This window comes from Fictibacillus sp. Mic-4, assembly GCF_049843615.1.
Lineage (GTDB): Bacteria > Bacillota > Bacilli > Bacillales > Fictibacillaceae > Fictibacillus_A > Fictibacillus_A gelatini.
The window spans coordinates 43,012-69,144 of record NZ_JBBHZM010000020.1 but is presented as its reverse complement, the minus strand read 5'-3'; the positions used below and the strand labels follow the sequence as shown (position 1 = coordinate 69,144).

Below are 26,133 nucleotides of genomic sequence, written 5' to 3'. Positions count from 1 at the left end.
TTCATCCATTGATGTGATTGACTCGATGCTTGCTTCTTTCATCATGATGACGGTATCCGCTATTTTCTCCATTTCATCCAGATGATGTGTCGAGAGCAATACGGTAATGTCCCGTTCTGACACTTCTTCGATTAAAAATTGGAGAATTTGCCGCTTTATGATTGGATCAAGTCCATTTGTCGGTTCATCTAAAATAATTAAATCTGCCCTTGTGGAAAAAGATAGAATCATATTCAATAAGGCTTGCATTCCTTTTGAAAACCCGCGTATTTTACGGTCGGGCAAGTTAAACCGGTTGAGCAATTCATAAAAATAGTCCGTATCGAAATCGTTATAAATCATTTCATAAAGCTTAACGATTTCTTTAATGCTGTAATTTCGCAGCAGGTTTGTCGAATCGGGAACGTATGCGATTTTTTGCTTGATTTCAGGATGAGTATGTATATTGACATTATTATAAGTCACGCTTCCAGAATCAGGATCGAGAATGCCGACAAGCGTGCGGAGCAACGTCGTTTTCCCCACACCGTTTCGTCCGATCAGCCCGGCGATTTTTCCTTTTTCAAGCGAAAAAGAAATATCATCTAAAATGAGTTTCCCTTCAATCGATTTCCTGATGTTATTCACGCTCAGCATCGTTCGTTCCTCCTAATTCATTCATGCATTTTTCAACCCAGAGGAAAAAAGTTTCCCTATCAATTCCTAAATATTGCGCTTCAATGATGAGCTGTTTCAAAGATTGGCGAATGGCTTCCGCTTTTTTTTCATCCGCTTTTGGTGTTATGTTGGCGGCAACAAATGTCCCTTTTCCCCTTAATGTTTCAATAATTCCTTGCCGTTCAAGTTCCTGATAGGCTTTGCTTACGGTGTTCGGATTGATTAACAGATTGGAAGCTAACTCGCGAACGGAAGGCAGCTTATCTTCCGGAAGAAGGACTTCTTTTAAAATCAGTTCCTTAATTTGATGGACGACCTGCTCCCAAATCGGCGTGCTGCTTCGTGGGTCAAGATTTAATAACAAGTTTATCCCACCTTACTTGTCTTTTGTGTATTACTTAGAGTAGTACGCTATATACAGTATGATATAACTTAAGTCTTGTCAATCATTTTTTGGAGAAACTAAACTGGACAGAGTTCATTCATTTCGGGCATCATGAATATAAAAAGGAGTGTGTGTGAAGTTGAAAGAAATGATTCAACAAAGCAAGCTGTTAATTTTTGATTTGGACGGAACGCTTTATGAAGATACGGAGCATTTTGATTATTATTGTAAGCTGCTTCAGAAAAAGGTGGACCCTGAAATCGCTGATGAGTTTTATGAAACGTATGAGAAAATGAAAGAGGGCATCCATCCAGTTAAAATCGGGAAAGTGTATGATCTCCAAAATGATGCCGCCATTACGATTGAGCCATTAACGATGCAAATTACAGCAGTACATAATTGGGACGGAAGCGAATGGACAAGAGAGAAGAGGGAGAAGGAGTACGGAGAAACGATTTCTTTTGATTTAAAGCGGATGATTGCGATCGGGGACGGCTGGTGGCTGCCGTTTGTAACAGCCGTTCATTACGGATTAACCGAGCAGGATACATGGGAAGCTTATAATCTAACAAAAGAGTATATGGTTTCCGACCAATTTTCATTAACGAAAACGCCGGGGTTGAAAGAAGCGCTTACCCGGCTGAAAGAAGAGAAAATCATCGCCGTTTTAACGAACAGCGAGCATGAGGATGTGATGAGGCTTTTAAGGGAACTTGGATTAGAAGGGCTGTTCCATGAAGTTGTTACATCGGCTTTAAAGCCGGTAAAAACGAAAGAGCGGTTTACGTATTTGCTCGAAAAATACAAGGTGAAGCCCGAAGAAGCCGTTTCGATTGGAGATAATATTTTGAATGAAATCGCGCCCGCACTTCTTTCAGGGATGAAGGCCATCTATATTCAGCCAAACGGCTTTGAGACGGAACATGAAAATTTAACTGTCGTTCCGACACTTGCAAATGCTTTTTAAGAGGGCGAAATAGCCCTCTTAAATGATCGGCATGCTTATTTCAACCATAGCTCAATAAGTGGACCCCGATCTCCAAAAACAGGGTCTTTTTTCGGGAGTGGAACCTTTCGGATATTTTCCAAAACCCCTGGCCGTTCTTCAGGTTTGCCGATGCATAAGTCCCACTTTTGCCCTTTCGGATAAGCGCCCACTACTGAAAAATCGGAACTGGATTGTATGTTTTTATGCCCGACCCCTGCGGGGATGACAGCGACATCCCCCTGCTTCATTTTTACAGCTTCGCCATGCTTGCCGCCAAATTGCACGATTGCTTCCCCTTGGATCACACCTAAAACTTCATGGGCCGTACTGTGAAAATGATGATAAGGAAAAATGCCATTTACCCACACGCCATCCCAACCATTTTTCAAAAATAAATCTTTGCAAGACGCCTCCTGTAAAACGTCTGAATAAATAACTAATTCTAAATCGGGATGGTTAGGGATCTTGCCATCGTCCGTGAATTTGTACGTTTGTATATTCAAATCTTTGCCCTCCTGTTAATGGCATTGCATTACAAGCCATAATTAATCGAACCGCTTTTGCTATGCTTTTACAGTTGCGGAAGAAATCCTTGAAGAAGAAATACAAAGAAATGGAATGCCGCTGATCAACTTGTTGCCGTGATAAAGAAAGGCGAAACGATTCCGTTTGCGATGTAGTCTATAACAAAGAAGGTCGTAGAGTCACATTATATCAGAAAGGCTTATGTTATATGTAGAAATTGGCGTAAGAATTGAAAAGTTAAAAGTTATAAATAACAGGTGGTAAAAATTGTTTTGTTATGAAATGGTTTCTTTTATAATTGGATTTTATTTATTGGGCTCAGGATTTTATATGATTTTAAAAGATAAAGACCAGGAGAATTTTAAAGGTTTCATTGCTGGATTTATTGATTTAATTTCTGACTCAATCACAAGCGAAGGGCTACGTTTTTTATTTGGAGGAGTTTTTTTGGGAATTGGATTGCTTCTTATGTTTTTATAACAAATATAACATCCAATTAAGTGTATAAAAAGATTATTTAAGCTTACTTGAAAATGGATAAGCTGCTCAACAATATTAAAATAAGCGACATCAGGATGAGACCGTGACATGCTTGATGGAGATTCAGGAGTTAACCCAACAAGTGGCAGAAGCGATTTCAACGGCATTGAAAGTGGAAACGGAAATTGTGGGTGAGACGATTACTGTAGTCGCTGGAACAGGGAAATTAAAGAAAAGGATTAATACAAAAGAAGAAGGCGGGCAAAGGAAACGGGATATGTGTATGGGCGTGAGATTCAATGATTGCAGGCTCCGCATGGGCTTTCGTTGGATTTTGTTATTATCTTTATATTACGAAGTTGTTTCAACGCGCACCGCAATTTGAATTTAAAGAAGCGATGTAAAATAGAAAGGAGATGCGAAAGAGAATCTCCTTTCTATTTTTTTGTTCTAATTTGGACAAAGTGACTTAAACTAGGAGTAGGTGTAAGAAAGGTGGGAAGCAAGATGAAAAAGGCATTATGGTTCGGACTCGGTTTTGTGATGTTTGCGATCCTTATGTGGTATTACTTGTTTCATTGGGCGAATACGGAGCTTCCTTTGCATTTAAAAGGAACGGCTGCGGATCCTTCAATGTTTATGAATGAACGGCAGCAAGAGTTAAGCCATGAATTTTCAAGAATGAAAGACTTTATTTACTTTATATCCGTACCGCTTAATTGGCTTATTTATCTTCTCGTATTAGGCTTCGGCCTGTCCAAAAAGTTTAGGGAAGCATCGAGCGGAGTCACACGTTTTTCAATTATACATACCGCTCTTTATGTCCTTCTTTTATCCATTGTAAGCTACATTCTTACATTTCCGCTTGACTATTACAGCTATACTGTTTCTAAAGAGTATAACGTATCGGTACAATCCTTTTCAGGTTGGATGAAGGATGGCCTCATTTCCTTCTGGGTGGACTATTTATTCACGGTTTTAACAGTGCTCGTAATTTTCTTTTTTATCCGCAAAAGCAAAAGGCGATGGTGGTTTTATGCATGGCTCGTTTCCATCCCGTTTACCATTTTCCTTTATTTCATTCAGCCTGTTGTCATCGATCCGCTATACAATGATTTTTATCCATTGAAAGATAAGGTGTTAAAAGAGAGAATTCTTGCTCTGGCTGATCGGGCCGATATTCCTGCATCCAACGTGTATGAAGTGAACATGTCGGAAAAAACGAATTCGCTTAATGCTTATGTGAATGGTATTGGTTCGAATTTACGAATTGTTTTATGGGATACGACATTAAAGCAGTTAAGTGAAAACCAGGTTTTATTTGTCATGGCTCACGAAATGGGGCATTATGTCATGCATCACTTGTATTGGAATCTTTTGATCGCCTTTATCGAGTCATTTATCGGCCTCTTTCTTGGAAACAAGCTCTATCAATGGGCGGTAAACCGCTTTGGCGACAGGTGGGGGATTAAAGGGGTGGAAGATATAGCCGGCCTGCCTGTTCTGCTTCTCATTTTTGCTTTATTGTCGTTTGCTGTGAGTCCTGTCGAAAGTGCGATATCAAGAAAGGTGGAATATGATGCCGACAAATATGCGATTGAAATGACAAAGGATCCAAAGGCAGCAGTAGGCGCTTTTCAAAAGTTGACGATTTCAGGGCTTAGTGAAGTAAATCCGCCGAAACTTGTGAAATTTTTCTTGTATGACCATCCGACAATGCTTGACCGCATTTCATTTTTGGAAGATTATCAAATGAGCCGTGAACCGAAGGTAAAGGAGAAGAAAAAGTAAGGAAAAAGCGCATTATAGGCGCTTTTTCCTTACTTCGCTTTCTTAATATCGTAATTAGGCAAAATTAATACTTCTACACGCCGGTTTTTAGCTCGACCATCTTCTGTTTGATTAGAAGCTTTTGGATGGTATTCTCCATATCCGCTCGCGCTAACCGACTTTGGAGGAAGTTCGGGATTTTCAATCAATATGCGCATAAAATTGACCGCACGCATGGCGCTTAACTCCCAGTTTGATGGATATTGAGAGGTTTTAATCGGCACATTGTCCGTATGACCTGCAATAACGATATTTCGCGCAGGATGGGTTACTAAAAGCTTAGACAATTTTTTTGCAAGTTTCACAGAACCCGGTTTTACGGTTGCGCTGCCGGAATCAAAGAGCGCATTATTTAAAATCGTAATTAAAAGCCCGTTTTCTGTCAGTTCTGTTTGCAGGCTTTTATTTAAGTGATTGTCACTTATAAAATGATCCAATTTTTCTTGCAACCGTTGTAACGATTCCAGTTCTTTTTTTGCTTTTTCCAGCCTTTCATGATCTTCCTTTGATAGATGATCATTTTTTTCCTTTTCTGGAATGGACGGCGTTTCAGGAGGAACAGGCGCTTGTTCTTCCATAATTCCGGTTCCGCCATTGAACTGATTGCGAAAGGCGCTTGCCATTTGCTTGAATTTCGAAGCATCGATTTCACTCATTGCAAATAAAACAATGAACAGGGCAAGCAAAAGGGTTAATAAGTCAGCATATGGAATAAGCCAGGACTCATCAATATGGTCATCTTTTTTTTTCTTCTTTTTAGCCATTCGTACCACCATCTTTATAAGCATCCCGTTCACTTGCAGGAAGATATGTTAATAATTTTTCTTCTAAAATTTTCGGGGAAGTTCCATCCTGGATGGAAAGCAGCCCTTCGATCATAATTTGCTTGATCATTACTTCGTGTTGGGATTTTCGTTTTAATTTATTTGCAAATGGGTGCCAGAGAACATACCCGGAAAAAATCCCAAACAATGTTGCGATAAAAGCTGCGGAAATCGCGTGGCCAAGTTCTTCAATATCGGCCATATTGCCTAGAGCAGCCACAAGGCCGATAACCGCTCCAAGAACACCCAGTGTCGGTGCGTACGTGCCTGCCTGGGAAAAGATAGAGGCGTTGTTTAAATGCCGTTCTTCCATTGTTTCAACATCTTTCATTAAGACGTCGCGAATAAATTCAGGGGACTGGCCGTCTACGATCATTTTTATTCCTTGTTGCAGGAATGGATCATCCACTTCCTCAGCTTTCGGTTCAAGAGCAAGCAGCCCTTCCTTTCTCGCGATAGTTGCCCATTCAATAAACAATTCAATAAGTGTAGTGATCTTCAATAACTTTTGTTCAGTAAACAAAATCTTAAATAGTTTTGGAAGTTTTTTTATTTCGCTTAAAGGGAATGCGATTAATATAGTGGCAAGTGTTCCTGCGAAAATGATAAGTATGGCTGCCGGATTGATAAGGGCAATCGGGCTGACGCCTTTTAAGATCATTCCAACAGCTATAGCAACAAATCCGATAATTATACCGATGATGCTTGTTATGTCCATCGTTGTCATCCTCACTTTATTCTCTCGTTGTGCATGTGTTCGAATTATATATCGGCTAAAATTCAATATTCTTTATAAGTACGAATATAGGCTAAAACTCCTATTTTCTTTAAAATTTAAAAAGAATGGTCAATATCATACCGAAGACAAATAGGAGAAAAGGATATATAATGGAGTCAAAGAGCGAAAATTTTAAAAACTGACGATAAAGAGGCTTGTTATGAAAGTAAAACCGTTGTTCATTCTTCTCATCCTTCTAGCCCTTATAGGAATCGCCGTCTGGGCATCACGTCAGGAAGGGAAACCTCTTATTGATAATCCTTCCGAAACGTTTGAGAGTAGGGATTATAACGGGAAGACAGGTTTAAATCCCGGAAACCGTGCACCCAATTTCACGTTAACTTCATTAGATGGGCAAAAAATCGCGCTTGATGACTACCGGGGAAAAAAAGTCATTTTAAATTTCTGGCAAACTTCATGTGTGCCTTGCCGAAAAGAGATGCCAGCACTCCAAAAGTATTATAAAAAATACCAAGCAAAAGATGTAGAAATTCTTGCAATTAATTTAACGTATAATGAAAAAAACAGGGACGACATTGAATCGTTTGTGAAGGAATATGATGCATGGTTTCCCATTTTGCTTGATCAAAATGCAGAAGCCGTAAAAAAATACGAAATTCTATCTGCCCCGACAAGTTACATTATTGATTCGAAAGGGATTATTCAAAAAAAACATCTCGGTCCAATGTCATATGCATTTATTAACAACATTATAGGAAAAATCAAGTAAAAATCACCGCCAGTCCTTCTATTTTCAATATTTATGAAGGGCTTTTCTGTCTTGGGCTGACTGAAAAGTTAGTAAAAAAGAACTAAAATAGATAGTGTTGAAAATAGGATATTTGCACAATAGGATTGTCTCTAGATTTGTCGAAGAGATAACACGGAAAATATTTATGCAATAAAATGATAAAATAATAAAGTAAAGGGGTTTCAGTACGGATGGTCGAGCAGGATCTAGAAGTCATTCAATTGAAAAGAGAAATCCGTCAGTTACGGGACCGTTTACACATGCTAGAGTCTCGTTATGTTAAACCATTTACGGAAACGTTGCACTTGAATCCAGTTTATACTTTTCGGCTAAAGCGGTCACCTAAAGGTTTTTTAATCGCATTTTTGAAAGAACATACTGTAAGTGATCTTGAGAAGGATGAAGATCGTTTCCGTAATATGAACGAACTATTTTCCGAGCATGCATTGGCAGATTGGACACCCTTCATCGAAGAAGCTTTTGAAGGAAAGATTTCGACATTAATGACGCATTATAACAAACACAGCTTCTATACTACGCTTATTCCCATAACTGATCATGGGAATGTAATCGAAGTGATTGGCACTTCCATAGACGTAAAGCATCACTTTTTTGTTCAAGACCAGGATGAATCAAAGTTCAAAGAGCTGTTCAAAAATGCGCTTGATGCCTTTATTCTCCTTAATGATGATCGCCAAATCATTGATGTAAATCCAGCCGCATGCAAACTATTCGGAAGAGCGGAAGATGATCTATTAATGCAAAAATTGGATCCTTTTTTTGATGGGGTTAATTGCCAAAAGAGTGTATCGTCGTACTGGAAGGAGTTATTCCAGGAAGAAAAATTAATCGGTGAATGCCAATTGCGTCATAGAAGCGGTGAAATAAAGCATATTCATTTTACATGTAAAAAAGATATACATCCCGGCATTCATCTTGCCATTTTTCATGACGTGACCCGGCAAAGGGAAACGGAAGAAAAACTAAGAAAAGCCGAAACGTTAAATGTTGTCGGGGAACTTGCCGCTGGTGTCGCCCATGAAATCCGCAATCCTTTAACTTCATTAAAAGGATTCATTCAATTGATTAAGGCGGAAAGCAACATCAATGAATCGTATTTCTCCATCGTTTTAGGTGAAGTGGATCGAATTGAACATATTATAAAAGAATTTTTATTGCTTGCAAAGACAGATCGAAACCACCTTGAAAAAAACAATCTTGGCGAAACGTTAAAAGATACGGTATCATTGCTCCGGACACAGGCCATTTTGAAAAACGTTGATTTATTTTTAGGAATAAATGAACCGCTGCCTGAAATTTATTGCGATTCGTTTCAAATTAAACAAGTTTTCATCAATTTAATTAAAAATGCAATAGAAGCAACACCAGAAGGCGGAACAATTGAGATTACCGCAACGATGAAAGGTGACGATTCAATTTGCTTCACTTTTAAAGATAGCGGTGTAGGAATGAACAAAGAAGTACTTGAAAAAATAGGGCAGCCGTTTTTTACGACAAAAGAAGAAGGCACCGGGCTTGGACTTATGGTCAGCCATAAAATTATAAAAAACCATAAAGGAATGCTCTATGTCACGAGTGAAAAAGGAAAAGGAACGACGTTTGAATTACTTTTGCCGGTGAGACAAAAAGAACCAACGGTTACGAATTGGTAATCAATCGTATAATAGCTGTAAAAATGAAGAAAATAATAAGACCCCATCTTTATAAGATGGAGTCTTGAATGATTTATCCAATGAATTGTTGTGTAAACATTTTGCCATAAGGGCCGCCGTCTACGATCCCAATGCCCACTTTTGTATAAGATGGGTTAAGAATGTTTTCGCGGTGTCCTTGTGAGTTCATTAACGCTGTATGAGCAGCTTGTACCGTTTGGTTGCCTGCAATGTTTTCGCCTGCAGTATTATAAGAAATGCCAAACTTTTTCATCATATCAAACGGAGAACCGTAAGTTGGCGAATTGTGGTCGAAATAGTTTTTGTCAATCATGTCTTTTGATTTAAGACGGGCTGTTTTTACTAAACGCATGTCGATTTCAAGCGGCTTAACGCCAGCTTTTTGACGTTCTTTGTTGACAAGATCAAACATTTGTTTCTCATCTGCCGTTAATTGAGAAGTAGATGGTGCTTTTGCAGTTTCATTGGTTTGTTGTTTTTCCGTTGTTGGCTGTTTTGGAGCCGGTTTTGCCTCAGGTGCTTTTGCTTGTTCAGGCACCTTTACTTGTACTTGTTTGTTTGGTTTTGCTTCTTCTTGCTTCCAATTGTCGCTTTTCTTAATCACATGAACATTTTCTAGTCCATATTTTTGAATAAGCTCCTGGATATAGTTGTTGAAATCTTCGTTATTAAAATATTTATTAAAATCTTCGTTCGAGAATTGAACGTTGCAGTCATTGTTTGTTTGCGGTGCCGCTGCGTGAGAAACACCTGCGTTTACACCAATTAGAGAAGCTCCTAAAATAGATGCAACTAATAACTTTTTCATGGATGAGTACCTCCTGTTTTTTCGTAATGTTAGTTACGCAAATAGGTTTCGGGAAAGCGTGGGGGTCAATGGGGGTGTGGTAACATCTACCAAACTATGATTATAGTTGGCTCACTTTAAATAGGTTCCGGACCTATTTTTTTTTATGCCCGGGTCGATAACCGTTTTACTTTAACGAATGATGTATATGTATAGTTTAAGAAAAGGAAGAGAAGGGAGAACTTAAAGTGTACCCTGAATTAAAGCAATTCGTTGAAATGAGTGAGGAATACGAGGAAAAAATTAAAGCGGCAACTCAAAAATGGAACAAATTAAATAAACAAAAAGAAAACGCCTCGAAAGAATATGAAGATCTTTTAAATGAATATGGGAGGCGGAATTCAAAAATAGGAAGGGAAGAGCTTCAGGAAAGCAGGGATGTTTTTTTGCGGTATCTTTCTAAAGAACGAGAAGCGCTCGAAGAACTGGATGCTTTAAAGGAAAGTAAAAACGATCGAATGGATGAGTTTGTACGAACGTTAAATGAAGCAAGGGACCGGGAAGTGGAAGCGGCCACACGCCACATGCGCAAAAAAATCAATGAACTTGAACGAATGAAAGCAGAATATTTTATGATTGTCCAGCAACTCCATCAAATCCAACAGTATGTCAATTCCATTGAAGAAGATACGAAGAAAGCGGTTGAGTCTCTCGGCCGGCGCTATGAAAGAGGGAGAAGCACATCCATTTATCCCGCCATCTCGAAAGTTGAAATTCCCCACCGCGAACTGATTCAAGTATTTGAACAAGGAGAACTTCCGCTTTATTTAAGACGATATGTAAATGGCGGGAAATAAAAAAAGCCATAATCCTGAAGAGGGATTATGGCAAAACGAACGCATGATGAAGAAATGGGGGTAGGGAATTGCAAAACTGCCGCTTGAAAGCCAGGGACAGCAAACTGAAGTTCCGCCCCCTACTTTAAGCCGGGCAGGAGAGAATTCATCTCACATCCATATAGTATGTGTAAAAGAAAAAAGGGTCTGGACAAGTGTCTCGGGTGGCGGAAAACAGGCGTTTATTAGGGGAGTTATAGGAGGGGGAGCATGCGAGCAAACGACATTTCGAGCTGGGAAGAGTGGAAAGAGATTTTTACAAATGAAGTTTATTGGGAGGCGGCGATTAAAGAAATTTGCAAAAAGGAAAACATCAAGTGCCATTCTGTGCAAAAAGGATATCCGGGAACACACGCCGTCTTCATGATTGATGGTGTTTACGTGCTGAAGATTTTTATGCCGCTCATTCCCAACGATTTTTATTCGGAGCGTGATACATACCTCCATTTAAAAGATGTCAATTTGCCGATTCCACGTCTTATTGCCGTTGGCCAATATGGCGGATGGAATTATATGATCGTAACGAAAATTGAAGGAGAGGCGGTTCGCGAGGTTTTCGATAAAATGACCGAAAGTAATAAAATAGAAATAGCGCGCGGGCTCGGGGGCATCATCGCAAAACTTCATGGTTACCCCGTTGGTGATCTTTCCGATAAAATGAATGCTTACTTAAGTAGTTGGGAGTTACTTCAAGAGGAAAGAAAAGAGAAAGTCGTGAAGGAACTTACCGGTGTCCTGCCACAAGAAGTTATTCTTGAAATCGGGGCGTTTCTGACCAATTATGACGAACATCAATGGGAGAGCTGCCTCGTTCATGCCGATTTAACAACTGATCATCTTCTTTTGGATAAAGACGGTGAAAACTATGAAATTGCAGGGCTTATTGATTTAGCCGACTGTCGGATTGCTCCTCCAGAATATGAGTGGGTATGCCTTTATACAGATTTATTATCCCAACATTCGCCGGCCATGCAAGCATTCATGAACAGCTATCGGCCAGGGGTGAAATTGGATGCCGCCTGGCGGAGAAAAATGATGTATGTCACCCTCACCCATTTATACGGCGTGAATTTGATCAAGTGGGTATTAAATGAACGCGGCAATCCAATCATCCGTTCAATGGATCAATTGCAAGAACTGATCTGGCCAAAGGAGCTGGGAAATGCTTGATTAAGCATTGTTTCCAAATCAATTGACTTAAAACTGATTTTCTATCCCTCATTTCTGAGAGATAACAAGAAAGCATTAATCTTAAAAAAGCTTGCTAAAGGACTATTTTTCATGAGGTAGCCTGGATTTTGTTCGCATAGAGCCGTTCTCAAGGACAAAAATGAGTCCTTGAGGTAGAAATGTGTCCAATAGAGCCCGTCTCAAGGACAAAAATGAGTCCTTGAGGCAAAACTTTGTCCAATAGAGCCCGCCTCAAGGACAAAAATAAAGAGTGGAGGGAAGCCACTGAAAAAGTTCCTTTTAATAAAAAACTAAAATTTTTGAAAAACCAAAACCCAAAAAAACAGTATTTTTCACTTAGGAAGTGGGGGATAGCATCGTGTTTACAATGCATTTCGCTTACCAAAGTGGGGATGTATTTTTTAGGAAAAAGCATTTTTGAAAATTTCTTGGACTTTTTCAGTGGCCTCGAGTGGAGGCAAAATTTTGTCCGATAGAGCTCGTCTCAAGGACTAAAGCGAGTCCCGGAGGTGAAAATATCTCCAATGGAACCGTACTGCAGGGCATTTTTTATGTCGTGGGCTTCAATTTTTCCCCAAAGTGCCTATATGTAAAAGCATTTAATTGGGGGTTCACCAGTTTTGAAGATAGAAGTGAAGAATTCTTATCCAATCTGCTAAAGGATGAAATTCAAAACCAATGATGAAATTGATAAGAACCATCCGATTCCCTCGGTAAGAATAATGAACTTGTACTATTGATTTCCATTCCTGAATACGCTGTACCAATGGACTCGGGATTAGGGGTGACGGATAATGGATTGGTTTCAGGCGATGATTTTGGGGATCATACAAGGATTAACGGAGTTTCTTCCGATAAGTTCAACGGGTCATTTGCTTTTAGGACGGCACCTGTTTCATTTGGATGATGCGGGTTTGTTTCTTGACGCCATGCTGCACTTCGGCACATTAATTGCTGTTATTACCGTCTATTGGAGAGAACTGCTTGACCTTTTGAAAAAACCGTTCTCCCGAATAGGACTGCTATTAATTGCGGGAACGATTCCGACCGTTATTATCGGTCTATCTTTTAAAGATTATTTTGAAGAAATTTCGAAAACGGGTGTGACGGTCGGATGGGAGTTTTTAGCGACCGGTTTCATCTTGTGGGCAGCAGATTCAATGAAAGAAAAAGGATTTAAAAAACTTCATCAAATTTCGTTTGCGGATGCAATTGTCATTGGCACGTTTCAAGGCGCAGCCATTTTGCCAGCTATTTCGCGATCAGGTCTCACAATCGCCGCAGCGCTTTTTCGGAAAATCGATAAAGAGACGGCAGCTTACTTTTCATTTTTCCTCTCCATTCCGGCAATAGCCGGCGGCTGTTTGTTGCAGGCGAAAGATCTTTTTACAGAACAAGCGGAGTCGATATCGTTTGGCGCATTGGCCATTGGCACGATCATGTCGGCTCTATTTGGCTATATTGCGGTCAGATGGATGATTTCTCTATTAAAAAAAGGAACTTTAAAAGGATTTGCCATTTACGTCTGGGGGCTGGGCCTCATTATTGTCGTCCTTCAGCTTACTGGTAAATTTTAATAAAATGATTGACAATTTTCGCTAGGAGGATTAAATTAGACTTAAATTCCTACGAACTGAATAAATGCCTTGAAAATCGCTGAATTCTAAATGTGTGTTTAAAAAGGAGAGCCTGAAAGCTTCCCAAACTTTTTAAACTATCACAAAAAAAGAAGCGGGGGACCCAATCATTCCGGGGTGAATCTTGCATTTGCAGCAAGAGGGGATACTCCATTCCCTAATCCGACAGCTAACCTCGTAAGCGTTATTTGGGAGAAAGGACAGTTTTAACACAGGCTGACCATTTTTCGCAATGGTCTTTTTTTGTTGTTTTCATTTTGTATTCAACATAAGGAGAGAGAGCATGGACAAGCAATTTGCAGTAATTGGTTTAGGACGTTTTGGAGGCAGCATTTGTCGTGAGTTTTCTAATATGGGATATGAAGTGCTCGCGATTGATAGGGACATTGAGCGCGTCAATGAATTTTCCAACATTGTCACACAGGCAGTTCAGGCCAATTCGACCGATGAAAAGGCGTTGCAGGCACTTGGCATTCGCAATTTTAATCACGTTATTGTTTCAATCGGGGACGACATTCAATCGAGCATTTTGACAACATTGTTGTTGAAAGAAATGGGAGTCAAGAAAGTCTGGGTAAAGGCACAGGATGATTATCATCATAAGGTGCTGGAGAAACTAGGGGCAGACAGAATCATTCACCCTGAACGGGATATGGCACAAAGGGTCGCACAACTGATCACATCAGATAAAATCATTGATTTTATTGAACTATCGAATGAATATAGCATCATTGAGATTCCCGTTTCTGATAAGTTGATCGGGAAAACGTTAACGGAATTGGATGTTCGCGCCCGTTTCGGCTGCAACATTGTTGCTATTAAACGAAAGGAAGAGATTTTTGTCTCCTCCATTGCCAACGTAAAACTTCAAAACGGAGATATTCTCGTTGTCATCGGAAGAAATGAAGATTTAAACAGGTTTGAGGCAGAAGGAGTGTAACAGAAAGTGGCTCTTAGAGTAAAAGAGAAAAAGCCATACATGTATAATCCAATTAAATTAAATCCGCCACAAATATTAGCACTCATCTTTCTTTCGCTTGTTATTATCGGTGGGTTGTTATTAAAGCTTCCAATTGCAACAGAAAAACCAATTTCCTGGATCGATTCTTTTTTTATCGCAGTATCGGCTTCAACGGTGACAGGATTAACTTCTATTGACCCGGGTTCTTCCTTTACGTTATTCGGTGAGATTGTCATCATGTTTTTAATTCAAGTCGGTGGCCTGGGAATTATGTCGTTCGCCGTTTTGGTCGTCATTATGATGGGAAAAAGGATTGGCATTAAGCAGAGGCTAATTATGCAAGAAGCCTTAAACCAGCCCTCGATTGGCGGAGTTATTCGCCTTGTACGGAATCTTTTCTTATTTACCGTTTCAATCGAACTGATCGCAATCTTCTTTTTATGCTTAAAATGGGTGCCGGAGATGGGGTTCGCAAAGGGCTTGTACTATAGCATCTTTCATACCATTGCAGCATATAACAATGCTGGATTTGCCCTCTGGCCTGATAATTTGGCCCGTTATGTCGGTGACCCGACGATAAATATGGTGATTACGTTACTTATTATAGTAGGCGGACTTGGATTTACCGTTCTTGTTGATCTTTGGGCGAGCAGGAAATGGAAGAATTTATCCCTGCATTCAAAAGTAATGATCATAGGTACGATTGCCGTTAATATTGTGGCGTTTATTGCCATTTATTTAATGGAACGAAATAACCCGGGAACGCTCGGGAAGCTTTCAGGAGCGGATAAAGTTTGGGCGGCCTACTTTCAGGCGATTGTTCCAAGAACAGCGGGATTCAGCACGATCGATATCGGACATATGGAACCCGCAACATGTCTGTTAACCATTCTCTTAATGTTTGTTGGTGCCGGAAGCACATCAACAGGCGGTGGGATTAAATTAACGACGTTTATCGTGATTGTGGCTGCTGTCGTTACATTTTTACGTGGAAAAGATGAAACGGTTATCATGAAACGGACCATTCGAAATACGATTGTTTTGCGTGCATTGGCCATCTCCTGTATTAGTGCCATCTTTATTTTTCTTGCTGTAATGATTATGAGCGTGACCGAAAAAGGATCATTTTTGCAAATATTGTTTGAAGTCGTATCCGCCTTTGGGACGGTCGGATTAACAATGGATTTTACGATGAATTTAACTGTAGTCGGAAAAATTGTGATTATTTTCATGATGTTTCTCGGGAAAATCGGCCCGCTCACACTTGCCTTTTCGTTGGCAAAACCCGCCGATAAGGCGAATATTAGATACCCCGATGGAGAATTATTTACGGGATGAAAAAAGGCAGGGAACTTACCCTGCTTTTTTTTTCATCATTCAATTTACTATGCTTGCGTCCGTAAAAGAAATAGACGATAAAACCGATAGCAATCCAAATGACAAACGAGATCCAGGTTACTTTGGAAAGGCTGATCATCAAGTAACCGCAAATAAAGACGGTAATGATCGGCAAAACAGGCACAAACGGAACTTTAAACGCTCTTTTCAAGTTAGGATGCGTTTTTCTCAAAATAATTACTGCAATAGCGACTAAAGTAAACGCGGACAATGTTCCAATATTCACCAATTCCGCAAGCGTGTTTAAATCAACTATTCCGGAAATAATTGCGGCAATGCATCCGATTAACCACGTATTTGCAAATGGTGTTTTGAATTTGGGATGAACTTTTGAAAAAACAGGCGGTAAAAGTCCATCCCGGCTCATTGCAAAAGAGATTCGAACCTGTCCGTATAACATAACGAGAAGAACGGTTGTAATCCCTGTAATGGCCCCGACAGATATTAATCCAGCAATTGTATTTTGGCCTACAAAGTGAAGCGCAAAAGCAACGGGATCAGAAACATTTAATTTCGCAAATGGGACAATCCCAGTTAAGACTAACGAAACAATAATATATAATGTCGTACAAATGACCAGTGATGAAATGATCCCGATCGGCAAGTCACGTTGTGGCTTGCGTACTTCTTCGGCTGCCGTTGATACTGCATCAAAACCGATATAGGCAAAAAAGACTGTCGCCGCGCCCGCCATAATTCCCTGGAAGCCAAAAGGCATAAAAGGTGTCCAGTTATCCGGTTTCACATATCCTACACCTGCAACAATAAATAAAATGACAACGGCTAATTTGATAAAAACCATAATATTGTTTACTTTTGCACTTTCCCGAATGCCTTTACTTAATAATGCAGTAATAATTAAAATTATGACAATTGCGGGCAAATCGACAATTCCGCCTTTTCCCGCTCCCGGAGCGGAAGATAAAACAGCTGGGATGTGAATGCCAAATCCGCTGAGCAATGATTGAAAATAAGCCGACCAACCGGTAGCGACGGATGAGACAGCGAGCAAATATTCAAGCATTAAGTCCCAGCCAATAAGAAATGCGACAATTTCCCCGATCGTTGCGTATGTGTACGTATATACGCTTCCGGCAATCGGCACAGATGAAGAGAATTCGGCATAGCATAATGCCGCACATCCGCAAGCAATAGCGGAAATAATAAAGGATATAATAAGGGATGGCCCTGCATGCTGTGCCGCGGCAACACCTGTCAATACAAAAATCCCCGTTCCGATAATGGCGCCGATTCCGAGAAGTGTTAAATCAAACGCTCCGAGAGAACGGCTTAATGCTTTTTTATTACTTTCAGAAATCATTTGTGAAATAGATTTCTTTCTCATGATGTTCATCGTAATGATGCCTCCATAAAAATAATTGAATTTATTGAAAATTTAATACTACGAACATTTTGTAGTATATTGTCGAAATTTATTTTTGTCAACCAATTTCAATATTTTTATAAATTAAAATATCGATTTGGAAGAACTGGAATATGTTGGCATCATCATTTTTCATTAATCTTCTTGAAGTAATAAAGACAATCGATCGCGATAACGTTCTTTTTCTTGAAAATCCTGCGCCTGGTTAAACCGGTTCAGGGTGTCTTTAATTAATTGATCTTGTTGGAATCGTGACCATTTAACATACGATTGATAAACGGGTTCAGATAGAAAACGAGTCAGCATCGCATGATTCGGTCCGAAGAAAAAATCTAAATGATCGTGGAACATCGTGAAGCTGTTTAAATGAACAGCTTTAATTTGATTGCCTAAATGGTATTTGTATACATTTTCTGCATCGCGTGAAAAAGAGATCGCATACATTTCTGAATCATCCAATAGTCCTTTTGCCGTAGGCAAAATCAAATATGGAATGCTTTCGGCATCATAGCCGATAAAAAAATCTTCGCCATTTTCATCCGCGACCGGAGTACGGCTCATCACGGCACGGACGATCTCCCTTTGAACTTCCAGCATGATCATCACTCTCTTTCATCTCATTTAGTAGTAACATCATTGCCGGTAGATTCATAGTTTATACATCAATTCCTTTAATTTGATAAACTGATAAGTTGTTGAAAGGTAATTGACGGAATTTTTCAAAGCAAATAAACTGTATGTAAAGCAAAACATCTCAAATAATGGCGTAATTTTGTATGCCTGATGAAAGGAGGCTGTGTCTGGAGTGGTAAATTTCTGGATACAGCCTCCTATTTTCATTTCTTTATCACGATATAGAACTAATAGGAAAGAGGGAGAATATGGTCACATTAACTGGCAACACACTTACACTTGAGGAAATCAAACGTATTCTTGATGAAGGGGAACAGGTCACCGCTTCTGAAGAAAGCATGAAAAAGGTCGCTGACAGCAGGAAAGCGGTTGATTACATTGTGAATAATAATAAGGTGATTTATGGGATCACGACCGGTTTCGGCAAATTAAGCGATGTTTATATTGATCAAGGCGATGTTGAAGAACTTCAGCTGAATTTAATTCGCAGCCATGCATGCGGCGTAGGGGACCCGTTCCCGGAAAAAGTGGCTCGCCTTATGGTACTTCTTAGAGCGAATGCCCTTTTTAAAGGATTTTCCGGGGTTCGTCCGGTTGTTGTCGAAACATTATTGAAGCTCGTTAACCAGGAGGTGATCCCGGTTATTCCGCAGCAAGGCTCTCTTGGCGCAAGCGGTGATTTGGCGCCGTTATCTCACCTTGCACTCGTGTTGATTGGCGAAGGAGAAGTCTTTTACAAAGGAAAACGTGTCCCGGCAATTGAAGCATTAGGGGCGGAAGGCATTCTACCCATTACATTAACTGCCAAAGAAGGACTTGCCCTGATCAATGGAACACAAGCCATGACAGCACAGGGGGTTGTCGCTTATTTAGAAGCCGAACAATTGGCGTATCAAACCGAGGCGATAGCGGCACTAACAATGGAAGGCTTAAATGGTATTATTGATCCGTTTGATGAAGACATTCATTTAGCACGTGGATACAAAGAACAAATTGAAGTGGCTGAGCGCATTCGCAATTATTTGGAAGGAAGCCAGCTGACGACTCGCCAGGGAGAAATTCGGGTTCAGGATGCTTATTCGATCCGGTGTATTCCTCAAGTACACGGGGCTTCATGGCAAGCGCTTACGTATGTGAAAGAAAAGCTTGAGATCGAAATCAATGCGGCAACGGATAACCCGCTTATTTTTGACGAAGGAAGAAAGGTTATTTCAGGCGGTAACTTCCATGGACAGCCAGTCGCACTCGCAATGGATTTTCTGGGAATTGCAATGGCTGAATTTGCGAACATCTCCGAACGGCGCATTGAACGGATGGTAAACCCTCAGTTAAGCGGAGGACTGCCTGCATTTTTGAGCACGAATCCTGGTCTTGAATCCGGGGCAATGATTCTTCAATATGCAGCGGCCGCCCTTGTTTCTGAAAATAAAACACTCGCTCATCCGGCAAGCGTTGATTCCATTCCGTCATCTGCGAACCAGGAGGACCATGTAAGCATGGGAACAATTGGAGCCCGCCATGCGTATCAAATTATCGCGAACGTTCGCCGTGTACTTGCGATTGAAACCGTATGTGCTTTGCAAGCTGTTCATTATCGAGGGGCGGACAAATTAGCTCCGAAAACGAAGGAAGTTTACGAAGCAGCCCGGCAAGTTTGCCCTGTTATTACAAAAGACAGAGTGTTCTCTAAGGATGTTGAAAACATTGCAAAATGGCTGACTGATAAAAAGTGGAACGAATTGCTGTTAAAACAAAAATGCATAGTCAACTAAGCAAAACGAAAAAACCTGCGGCATTTAAACTTCCGCAGGTTTTTTTCGATATTTTTTCAGCATGAACTGCAATTTCGACCACCTCATTTCAATCAACGGCTGAGCAATAGTAACAACCGGCTTGCTCGCTAAAATTAACGTAATCGAAACCTCTAATAATAAGACGACGAAATAAGCGTGCTGATTCTTGAGCGTATGGAAAAATTCCGTCGTAAAAAGATATTTTAAAATAAATCCGTGCAACAAATAAATATATAATGTTCGTTGGCCCATCTCTGTAAAAAACATCTTCCTGCGTGGAATAATCGCAAGAAAGCTAAATGTCGCTAAAAAGGCAATCGCGTACATTCCAAGCCTGATAAAGCCCCCATACCATGCATTGTTTCCTAAAATGTCGGCATAGGATGAGGAGGCAAGCAGCCAGTCTTTTGAACTATCGGGAATGATGAAATGATAGAAAGCAAATAATGCAATTAAGAAAAGGCTGGCTAAAATTTTCATCGAAGGTTTAAAAATAAGGCGAAAATCTTTTTTCTCCAAATAATGTCCTAATAAAAATATAGGGAAGAACACGAACGTCCGTTGAATGCTTAAATACGTTCCCGCTTCTGTAAAATAGCCGACGGCAACGCCGATAATAATCGCAATAATAAGTGAATATTTAATTCTTGTAAATACGACAAGCATTAAATTCCAAAAGACGAGACTCAACAGAAACCACATGGCCCAATTCGGATCAAATAGCGTCAGATGAATATCGTCTTTATCGTATAATTTGTAGTAATAAATGGTGTAAATGATTTGGAAAATAATATAAGGGACAAGGACGTTTTTTAAAATCTTTTGAATGTACCCTTTTTTAAATACACCTTTTGTGAAAAATCCTGCAATTAAAATAAACGCAGGCATATGAAACGTATATATAAAGTTGTAAAGTGTATATAAGATATCTTTTTGATCTTTAATTGGTGTTAAGAAATGGCCTAAGACAACGAGAAAAATTAAGATGAACTTCGCATTGTCGAAATAATGGTCCCTTTCTTTCACTTTGGTATTCATAAAGACCTCCTTGCTGCTGTTTACATGAATACTATTTCGAGATAGAAATTTCCTTTCTGTAGTTCCCTTTCATATTTCCCACCTTTTCCATTTTTCTAACGCAAATTACGAAAACGATACGAACTTGTAATGTTTGTAAAAAAATAAAAAACTCGCAAATAAGCGAGTTTTAAAAATCGATTCTAAATTTTAAAAAGCCGGCACTTCTTAACGCTTCAAATATAATAACAATGGCAGGACCAACAATCAAACCGATCATTCCCAATACTTGAAATCCGAGATAAATGCTTATGAGCGCCGCAAGAGCAGATATTCCCAGGCTTGATCCAAGTATTTTAGGTTCGATAATTCGCCGGACAATAGTGATAACGGCAAACAGAATCAAAAGCCCTATAGCAAGAAAATCATTATTGACGACAAAGTTGTAAACCGCCCATGGGACAAGGAATGAGCCCGTTCCTAAAATTGGCAATATGTCAACGATAATAATTAACAACGCGATTAACATCGCGTAGTCTACGCGAAGAATAAGCAGGCCAATTAAAGCAAGAACGTAGGTTATAAAACTTAAAATTATTTGTGCTCGTATAAAGCCTACCGTTGCTTTTGACAATTGTGAGAAGACAAGATCGACTTTTTCCCTTGCTGAAAGAGTGAACATATTTAAAAAATTGTTTCTCAGCCGCGGTAAATCTAACAAAATTAAAAAGACGGCAACGAGGTAAATAATAAAATAGATAAGCAGCTCGGGGATATAGGTAATGATACCAAGGATCGCCCCTGTTAAACTGCTGGCAGCGTCAACCGCATATGTTTTTAGCCCCTCTAGGCCTTTTTCTACAGTTGAAACAACTTCGGGAGGAAGATTGGTGTAAAAGTTTTCAAATTTGTGAAAGTACTTTTCCGCCAGTTCAAATACGCTTTTTGAGTAAGAGGGCACCATTTGTGAAAATTGAATGACCTGTACTACGAGCGTTGTTGTCAGCCAAAAAATCAATAAACCGAGTAAGGCGAAAAATAAAATAAAGACAACCGTCACGGAAAATACACGTTTTAACTTTAACCTGTTAAAAAATTTAACGGCAGGCTCCAACATAACCGAAGTCGCCAGAGCAAGCAAGAGGGGAATGCTGTAAGGAATAAGGAAAATGCTAACTGCAACCAACAATAAAATAATGATAATATTTTTAACCGACATTTCAATCTCCCGTTCCAAAATAGAAATTAATCTTGCTTCACCAAAAATTGCAACGATATCTGTTTCCATCATCGTACGGAAGATTCTATAAGTCAATGCCTCTTATGAAAAATTTTTAGTATCTTCGTTTTTTGGAAGTTAAAAGAATCGCATTGATTTGCCCGCCGACGATCATAATCATGGCAGACAAATAAAACCAGATCATTAACGTTAAAAGGGCGCCGAGATTCCCGTAAACTTCCCGATAATCAAAAATAGTAACGTAATAGGAAAAACCGATGGAGATGAATTGCCAGCCGAATGTTGAAAAAAAGGCTCCGGGAAGCACATTTCGAATACTCAATTTCCGATTCGGCGCAACGAGATAAAGTGTAATAAAAACAATCATTAAAATAAGAAAACTGAGCACCCAGCGTGAAATGTTCCATAGCTGCCAGATCGGGTTCCCCAGGCTGAAATGGTCAAATACGTAATAGCCGCCCACTTCCCCGAGCGTAAGGAGGAGAAGGGAAGTAATAACGGCAAAAACGAGCCCAAGCGTTAAAAATAATTCCAACAACGATTTCTTTTACTAGCGGTCTGCTTTCTTCCACTTGATAGGCCTTATTAAACACGCGGATGATTGCCAGTATTCCCATTGAAGCAAGCCATGTTGTGACAAGGGTGCTGATATAAATCAATTCTCCTCTTTTCCGGTCCAAAATCGATGTCAAATTGTATTCGATAAGCCGGAATGCCTGTTTTGGCGCATATGGTTGAATGAGTTTTAATACATCTTCTGTTGAAATGGGCAAAAAGCCGAGAAAAGTAAAAAGTAAAAAAAGAAAAGGGAACAGCGATACAAGGAAGTAATAAGCCAATTGAGCGGATAAATCAAAGACTTTGTCTTCAAAAAAGCGGGTTTTTAATTTATGAAAAAAAACAAGCATATCGATACACTCACCATTCTTTACTTTAAAGAGGATGTTCAAAAAGTCCGGGAAACATTGCCGGCGAATTTCTACGTCAGCTTGCTCCTTCGCTCCTCACGTATCAAAAGCCATACGCTCCGGTGCTTGGAGACTGCGCTTCCTTGAACTTCTTGGCCCTGTTTGTCCTCCTTTTTGAACACGTATTTAAAGTAGTATTTCCATCGGATAAGAAATCAACACAGGCTTGTTTCATCTATATGAATGAGCCTTTTTATTTACTACTATATTTGGACAAAGGTTCATATATGTAAGTAGGAGACATGAGTGGAGGTTGAAAGATGGAGATCGTATCGATGGAGTTTCTAACGGCTTTGTTTTCCATTGTGGTCATTGACTTAGTGCTTGCCGGGGATAATGCGATCGTTATAGGGCTTGCGGCGAGAAATTTGCGCGAGGAACAGCAAAAGAAAGTGATTGTTTTAGGGACACTTGGAGCGGTCGTTATACGGGTATTCGCAACGCTTGCGGTCGTCTGGCTTTTGAAAGTACCGGGGCTTTTGCTTGTGGGCGGCCTAATGCTTATTTATATCGGGTTTAAATTGATGACAGAAGAGAAGGATCATGATATAGAGGCAAAAGACAATATCGTTAGTGCGATTATTACGATTATCGTTGCCGATGCGGCAATGGGGTTGGACAATGTGCTGGCAGTTGCCGGGGCGGCCCACGGCGGTTTTTTGCTTGTCGTACTCGGCTTGTTTATTTCCGTCCCGATCGTCGTTTGGGGAAGCACGATTTTTATCAAATTAATTGTCAGATTTCCGTTCATCATTACACTCGGCGCCGCGGTAATTGCATGGACGGCCGGAAAAATGATCGTAGAAGAGCCATTTTTGAAGGAGCATTTTAAAAACGAAAATATAAAGCATTTATTCGAGCTGCTTATCATTGCATTTGTTGTGATCACAGGCTATATCAAAAAATATAGAAAACAATCAACCCACCCTAAATCGCCTCCGATGTAATGGAGGCGGTTTTCAATGTCAAGAAATTGTTAAAAAGTTTCTCTTTACGAATGATAATCAATCTCATATAATTAAACTATCATCTACTGATAATAATTATCATTCTTATAGAGGTGGACGCCATGACATTAACAGACCTGCATGCTGGGGGAAAAGCGCGAATTATTAATACGGGACAAATCAATGAGCTTGTTCAACGCCGCTTATTGGATTTAGGCATTATGGAAGGCTCGGTTGTTAGCATTAAACGCATACTGCCGTTAGGTGGCCCTGTTGCCGTTGAAGCAAAAGGACAATTAATCGGGATCAGGCGCCGTGAAGCAAAAATGATTCAGGTGGAAATGGCGTGATGAATATTGCTTTAGCCGGTAATCCAAATACCGGGAAGACATCTTTGTTTAATACGCTTACAGGATCCTATGAATATGTAGGGAACTGGACAGGGGTAACGGTTGAGAAGAAAGTCGGCGTTTTAAAGAACAAGCGAGGGAATCTGATCGATCTCCCGGGAATTTATTCCTTGAATCCTTTATCGCGTGATGAAGGTGTCGCGACCCATTATCTTCTATATGATGATACTTCTATCATTTTAAATATTGTTGATGCATCACAACTTGAACGGAATTTATATTTAACGATACAGCTATTAGAATACGGAAAACCGCTTGTAATGGGCTTGAATATGATCGACGTCGCCAAAGGACGGGGAGTCGAGATTGACGATAAGCTGCTGGCTGAGCGCCTTGGCTGCACGGTCGTTCCTATTGTAGCGAGAACAGGAAAAGGCTGCGATGTCCTTGCCGGCAAACTTTCCGAACAAGAAGAGCGGGTGAATGCTCCACTTGTATTGGATTATGGCGGCAATTTAGAGGAAGCGATTGCCCGTTTAACAGCATTGCTGCCGGCTGACGAAAAACTGCCGCCGGGAAGATGGCTGGCCCTCCAATTTTTTGAAGGAAACCAGCTTGTGAAGGAAATGCTTACGGACTACATACCGTCCTCAACGTTGGAAGGTTTGTATAAGGAAACGGAACACGCTGTCCAATCGGAGACCAAAGCAAAATCAATGGCCCATCACATTCGCAAAGTACGGGGCAATTACATTCAAGCGCTATTAGCTTGTTGTGTAAATGATGTTGAAAAAATTGAATATACGCTTACTGATCGAATTGATAACATTTTGACGAATAAAATACTCGGTCTCCCGATTTTTCTGCTGTTCGCTTATTTAATGTTTAAATTAACATTTGATTGGATCGGGACGCCTATTTCTGATGCGTTGGACGGCTTTATTACAGGAACTCTCACCGATACGCTTGATGGCTGGCTGAAAGCAGCTGGAGCCACAGAATTTATTCGCGCTTTAATTTTGCAAGGGATTGTCGCGGGTGTCGGCGGAGTCATCGTTTTCGTTCCGCAAATCTTTATCCTTTTCTTTCTCATCTCCTTTATTGAGGATTCCGGCTATATGGCGCGTGTGGCCATGGTCATGGATAAGATTATGGAGTCGATCGGCTTAAACGGTAAAGCCTTTATCCCAATGATTATCGGGTTTGGCTGCAACGTTCCAGGCATTATGGCGGCACGGACGATTGAACAGCCGAAAGAAAGGCTGTTGACCGTAATTTTGACGCCGCTTATGTCATGCTCCGCTCGTTTAACAGTGTACAGCTTATTTGTCGGGGCATTTTTTAAGCAAAATCAGGCATTAATCGTATTGTCACTGTATTTAATGGGAATCATCCTTGCGTTGACGCTGGCGAAGCTTTTTTCGTCAACGATTTTGAAACAGCAAAGTTCGTTCTTTGTTATTGAATTGCCGCCTTATCGAATTCCGCAATTCCGAACATTGTTAAAAAGCACGTGGGAAAAAGGGAAAGGATTTGTCCGCAAAGCAGGAACGTTTATATTCGGCGGATCTGTCGTCATCTGGCTGTTGACCTATGCGGGTCCGGGCGGCTTGAATGTGGAAATGAATAAAAGCTTTCTTGCCATGATTGGCGGGGTGCTGGCACCGATTCTTCATCCGCTCGGCTTTGGCAACTGGCAAGCGGGAGCCGCTCTTTTAACTGGCTTTCTCGCAAAAGAAGTCGTTGTTTCCACAATGAATATTATTTATGCTGCACCCGATTTGCATACGTTGCAAGGTGTCATGGCGGACTTTTTTACACCGCTGTCCGCTTATAGCTTTTTAGCGTTTATTTTATTGTATGTTCCATGTCTTGCAACGGTCGCTGTTATTCGAAAAGAAACCGGTTCGGCGAAATGGACGTGGTTTTCTGTTATTTACGCATTAGTCATCGCCTATATCGTATCGATTATTATTTATCAGGGCGGACGTCTTCTCGGCTTGAACTAATACTTCTAAA

Annotated in this window: 27 protein-coding genes and 1 riboswitch; of the genes, 15 read left to right on the top strand and 12 right to left on the bottom strand. The window is 40.2% G+C overall.

All coding sequences use genetic code 11. The annotated features are described in order from the left end of the window. Both WD019_RS13620 and WD019_RS13615 read right to left on the bottom strand, forming a co-directional pair. Window positions 1–636 (bottom strand): ABC transporter ATP-binding protein (locus tag WD019_RS13620; RefSeq protein ID WP_425711836.1); only part of this gene is annotated, 636 nt, incomplete at its 3' end. Beyond that, a complete protein-coding gene (locus WD019_RS13615; protein ID WP_026677092.1) occupies window positions 620–1,021 on the bottom strand; it encodes a GntR family transcriptional regulator in 402 nt (133 codons plus the stop codon). The genes WD019_RS13620 and WD019_RS13615, both read right to left, overlap by 17 nt. Before the next feature lie 169 nt (window positions 1,022–1,190). On the opposite strand from WD019_RS13615, the gene WD019_RS13610 reads away from it, so the two are divergent. Then, entirely contained in the window at window positions 1,191–2,009 is an 819-nt protein-coding gene (locus WD019_RS13610; protein WP_026677091.1) for an HAD family hydrolase, read from the top strand. A gap of 35 nt (window positions 2,010–2,044) precedes the next feature. Here WD019_RS13610 and WD019_RS13605 read toward each other — a convergent pair whose 3' ends face one another. Further along, window positions 2,045–2,533 carry a cupin domain-containing protein gene (locus WD019_RS13605; protein WP_425711835.1) on the bottom strand — a complete coding sequence of 163 codons (489 nt, stop codon included), beginning with the start codon at window positions 2,531–2,533 and terminating at the stop codon, window positions 2,045–2,047. Window positions 2,534–2,822: 289 nt separating this feature from the next. On the opposite strand from WD019_RS13605, the gene WD019_RS13600 reads away from it, so the two are divergent. From WD019_RS13600 to WD019_RS13590, 3 genes are all read left to right on the top strand, one after another. Continuing rightward, window positions 2,823–3,035, top strand: coding sequence for a hypothetical protein (locus WD019_RS13600; RefSeq protein ID WP_425711834.1), 213 nt, complete (start codon window positions 2,823–2,825; stop codon window positions 3,033–3,035). 112 nt (window positions 3,036–3,147) lie between these two features. Then, on the top strand, window positions 3,148–3,420 hold the full coding sequence (locus WD019_RS13595; RefSeq protein WP_425711833.1) for a hypothetical protein: 273 nt from the start codon (window positions 3,148–3,150) through the stop codon (window positions 3,418–3,420). 122 nt (window positions 3,421–3,542) lie between these two features. Then, entirely contained in the window at window positions 3,543–4,826 is a 1,284-nt protein-coding gene (locus WD019_RS13590) for a M48 family metallopeptidase (protein ID WP_425711832.1), read from the top strand. 29 nt (window positions 4,827–4,855) lie between these two features. Here the strand turns inward: WD019_RS13590 and motB are convergent, their stop codons facing one another. Both motB and motA read right to left on the bottom strand, forming a co-directional pair. Further along, the gene (gene motB / locus WD019_RS13585) at window positions 4,856–5,629 is read right to left on the bottom strand and encodes a flagellar motor protein MotB (protein WP_425711831.1); all 774 of its coding nucleotides are present in this window, start codon (window positions 5,627–5,629) and stop codon (window positions 4,856–4,858) included. Further along, entirely contained in the window at window positions 5,622–6,407 is a 786-nt protein-coding gene (motA, locus tag WD019_RS13580; protein WP_425711830.1) for a flagellar motor stator protein MotA, read from the bottom strand. Before motA ends, motB begins: the two co-directional genes overlap by 8 nt. A gap of 220 nt (window positions 6,408–6,627) precedes the next feature. Here motA and WD019_RS13575 point away from each other — a divergent pair, with 220 nt between their 5' ends. After that, on the top strand, window positions 6,628–7,197 hold the full coding sequence (locus WD019_RS13575) for a TlpA disulfide reductase family protein (RefSeq protein WP_425711829.1): 570 nt from the start codon (window positions 6,628–6,630) through the stop codon (window positions 7,195–7,197). A gap of 212 nt (window positions 7,198–7,409) precedes the next feature. Further along, a complete protein-coding gene (locus WD019_RS13570) occupies window positions 7,410–8,891 on the top strand; it encodes an ATP-binding protein (protein WP_425711828.1) in 1,482 nt (493 codons plus the stop codon). 73 nt (window positions 8,892–8,964) lie between these two features. Here WD019_RS13570 and WD019_RS13565 read toward each other — a convergent pair whose 3' ends face one another. Next, entirely contained in the window at window positions 8,965–9,720 is a 756-nt protein-coding gene (locus WD019_RS13565; RefSeq protein ID WP_026677083.1) for a CAP domain-containing protein, read from the bottom strand. Window positions 9,721–9,947: 227 nt separating this feature from the next. On the opposite strand from WD019_RS13565, the gene WD019_RS13560 reads away from it, so the two are divergent. From WD019_RS13560 to WD019_RS13540, 5 genes are all read left to right on the top strand, one after another. Continuing rightward, window positions 9,948–10,556, top strand: a complete 609-nt coding sequence (locus WD019_RS13560) for a hypothetical protein (protein WP_026677082.1) — start codon at window positions 9,948–9,950, stop codon at window positions 10,554–10,556. 249 nt (window positions 10,557–10,805) lie between these two features. After that, on the top strand, window positions 10,806–11,765 hold the full coding sequence (locus WD019_RS13555; protein WP_425711827.1) for an aminoglycoside phosphotransferase family protein: 960 nt from the start codon (window positions 10,806–10,808) through the stop codon (window positions 11,763–11,765). A gap of 815 nt (window positions 11,766–12,580) precedes the next feature. Beyond that, window positions 12,581–13,363 (top strand): undecaprenyl-diphosphate phosphatase, encoded by a 783-nt coding sequence (locus WD019_RS13550; RefSeq protein ID WP_026677079.1) that lies wholly within the window; start codon window positions 12,581–12,583, stop codon window positions 13,361–13,363. A 125-nt stretch (window positions 13,364–13,488) separates the two neighbouring features. Continuing rightward, window positions 13,489–13,623, top strand: a riboswitch (cyclic di-AMP (ydaO/yuaA leader). 83 nt (window positions 13,624–13,706) lie between these two features. Next, entirely contained in the window at window positions 13,707–14,363 is a 657-nt protein-coding gene (locus tag WD019_RS13545) for a potassium channel family protein (protein WP_026677078.1), read from the top strand. 39 nt (window positions 14,364–14,402) lie between these two features. Beyond that, on the top strand, window positions 14,403–15,722 hold the full coding sequence (locus WD019_RS13540) for a TrkH family potassium uptake protein (RefSeq protein WP_425711837.1): 1,320 nt from the start codon (window positions 14,403–14,405) through the stop codon (window positions 15,720–15,722). Here the strand turns inward: WD019_RS13540 and WD019_RS13535 are convergent. After that, the gene (locus WD019_RS13535) at window positions 15,712–17,136 is read right to left on the bottom strand and encodes an amino acid permease (RefSeq protein ID WP_425711826.1); all 1,425 of its coding nucleotides are present in this window, start codon (window positions 17,134–17,136) and stop codon (window positions 15,712–15,714) included. The two genes, WD019_RS13540 and WD019_RS13535, sit on opposite strands and share 11 nt — an antisense overlap. A 165-nt stretch (window positions 17,137–17,301) precedes the next feature. Beyond that, window positions 17,302–17,763: a hypothetical protein gene (locus WD019_RS13530; protein WP_026677075.1), complete on the bottom strand. Its 462-nt coding sequence runs from the start codon at window positions 17,761–17,763 to the stop codon at window positions 17,302–17,304. A 284-nt stretch (window positions 17,764–18,047) separates the two neighbouring features. Here WD019_RS13530 and hutH point away from each other — a divergent pair, with 284 nt between their 5' ends. After that, window positions 18,048–19,571 carry a histidine ammonia-lyase gene (hutH, locus tag WD019_RS13525; RefSeq protein WP_425711825.1) on the top strand — a complete coding sequence of 508 codons (1,524 nt, stop codon included), beginning with the start codon at window positions 18,048–18,050 and terminating at the stop codon, window positions 19,569–19,571. Window positions 19,572–19,595: 24 nt separating this feature from the next. Here hutH and WD019_RS13520 read toward each other — a convergent pair whose 3' ends face one another. The 4 genes from WD019_RS13520 to WD019_RS13505 all read right to left on the bottom strand — a co-directional run bounded on the left by WD019_RS13520 (window position 19,596) and on the right by WD019_RS13505 (window position 22,757). Continuing rightward, a complete protein-coding gene (locus WD019_RS13520; RefSeq protein WP_425711824.1) occupies window positions 19,596–20,630 on the bottom strand; it encodes an acyltransferase family protein in 1,035 nt (344 codons plus the stop codon). A gap of 169 nt (window positions 20,631–20,799) precedes the next feature. Further along, the gene (gene ytvI / locus WD019_RS13515) at window positions 20,800–21,924 is read right to left on the bottom strand and encodes a sporulation integral membrane protein YtvI (protein WP_425711823.1); all 1,125 of its coding nucleotides are present in this window, start codon (window positions 21,922–21,924) and stop codon (window positions 20,800–20,802) included. A 19-nt stretch (window positions 21,925–21,943) separates the two neighbouring features. After that, window positions 21,944–22,384 (bottom strand): YihY/virulence factor BrkB family protein, encoded by a 441-nt coding sequence (locus tag WD019_RS13510; protein WP_425711822.1) that lies wholly within the window; start codon window positions 22,382–22,384, stop codon window positions 21,944–21,946. Next, window positions 22,290–22,757 carry a YhjD/YihY/BrkB family envelope integrity protein gene (locus tag WD019_RS13505; RefSeq protein ID WP_425711821.1) on the bottom strand — a complete coding sequence of 156 codons (468 nt, stop codon included), beginning with the start codon at window positions 22,755–22,757 and terminating at the stop codon, window positions 22,290–22,292. Before WD019_RS13505 ends, WD019_RS13510 begins: the two co-directional genes overlap by 95 nt. 320 nt (window positions 22,758–23,077) lie before the next feature. Between WD019_RS13505 and WD019_RS13500 the strand changes: the two genes are divergently transcribed. The 3 genes from WD019_RS13500 to feoB all read left to right on the top strand — a co-directional run bounded on the left by WD019_RS13500 (window position 23,078) and on the right by feoB (window position 26,123). Then, window positions 23,078–23,764: a TerC family protein gene (locus WD019_RS13500; RefSeq protein ID WP_425711820.1), complete on the top strand. Its 687-nt coding sequence runs from the start codon at window positions 23,078–23,080 to the stop codon at window positions 23,762–23,764. A 122-nt stretch (window positions 23,765–23,886) separates the two neighbouring features. Further along, complete coding sequence (locus tag WD019_RS13495; RefSeq protein ID WP_026677069.1) at window positions 23,887–24,114, top strand: FeoA family protein; 228 nt, start codon at window positions 23,887–23,889, stop codon at window positions 24,112–24,114. Beyond that, window positions 24,114–26,123, top strand: a complete 2,010-nt coding sequence (gene feoB, locus WD019_RS13490) for a ferrous iron transport protein B (protein ID WP_035350384.1) — start codon at window positions 24,114–24,116, stop codon at window positions 26,121–26,123. The genes WD019_RS13495 and feoB overlap by 1 nt, the downstream gene beginning before the upstream one ends. Window positions 26,124–26,133 lie beyond the last annotated feature (10 nt).

Bases quoted from the DNA above. Each gene is read 5' to 3' on its own strand.
- WD019_RS13545 (WP_026677078.1), top strand. From the start codon at position 13,707: ATGGACAAGCAATTTGCAGTAATTGGTTTAGGACGTTTTGGAGGCAGC.
- WD019_RS13540 (WP_425711837.1), top strand. From the start codon at position 14,403: ATGTATAATCCAATTAAATTAAATCCGCCACAAATATTAGCACTCATC.
- WD019_RS13520 (WP_425711824.1), bottom strand. From the start codon at position 20,630: ATGAATACCAAAGTGAAAGAAAGGGACCATTATTTCGACAATGCGAAG.
- hutH (WP_425711825.1), top strand. From the start codon at position 18,048: ATGGTCACATTAACTGGCAACACACTTACACTTGAGGAAATCAAACGT.
- WD019_RS13590 (WP_425711832.1), top strand. From the start codon at position 3,543: ATGAAAAAGGCATTATGGTTCGGACTCGGTTTTGTGATGTTTGCGATC.
- WD019_RS13530 (WP_026677075.1), bottom strand. From the start codon at position 17,763: ATGCTGGAAGTTCAAAGGGAGATCGTCCGTGCCGTGATGAGCCGTACT.
- WD019_RS13575 (WP_425711829.1), top strand. From the start codon at position 6,628: ATGAAAGTAAAACCGTTGTTCATTCTTCTCATCCTTCTAGCCCTTATA.
- WD019_RS13610 (WP_026677091.1), top strand. From the start codon at position 1,191: ATGATTCAACAAAGCAAGCTGTTAATTTTTGATTTGGACGGAACGCTT.
- WD019_RS13550 (WP_026677079.1), top strand. From the start codon at position 12,581: ATGGATTGGTTTCAGGCGATGATTTTGGGGATCATACAAGGATTAACG.
- WD019_RS13570 (WP_425711828.1), top strand. From the start codon at position 7,410: ATGGTCGAGCAGGATCTAGAAGTCATTCAATTGAAAAGAGAAATCCGT.
- feoB (WP_035350384.1), top strand. From the start codon at position 24,114: ATGAATATTGCTTTAGCCGGTAATCCAAATACCGGGAAGACATCTTTG.
- WD019_RS13500 (WP_425711820.1), top strand. From the start codon at position 23,078: ATGGAGATCGTATCGATGGAGTTTCTAACGGCTTTGTTTTCCATTGTG.
- motB (WP_425711831.1), bottom strand. From the start codon at position 5,629: ATGGCTAAAAAGAAGAAAAAAAAAGATGACCATATTGATGAGTCCTGG.
- WD019_RS13565 (WP_026677083.1), bottom strand. From the start codon at position 9,720: ATGAAAAAGTTATTAGTTGCATCTATTTTAGGAGCTTCTCTAATTGGT.
- WD019_RS13535 (WP_425711826.1), bottom strand. From the start codon at position 17,136: ATGAACATCATGAGAAAGAAATCTATTTCACAAATGATTTCTGAAAGT.
- WD019_RS13495 (WP_026677069.1), top strand. From the start codon at position 23,887: ATGACATTAACAGACCTGCATGCTGGGGGAAAAGCGCGAATTATTAAT.
- motA (WP_425711830.1), bottom strand. From the start codon at position 6,407: ATGGACATAACAAGCATCATCGGTATAATTATCGGATTTGTTGCTATA.
- WD019_RS13555 (WP_425711827.1), top strand. From the start codon at position 10,806: ATGCGAGCAAACGACATTTCGAGCTGGGAAGAGTGGAAAGAGATTTTT.
- WD019_RS13505 (WP_425711821.1), bottom strand. From the start codon at position 22,757: ATGCTTGTTTTTTTTCATAAATTAAAAACCCGCTTTTTTGAAGACAAA.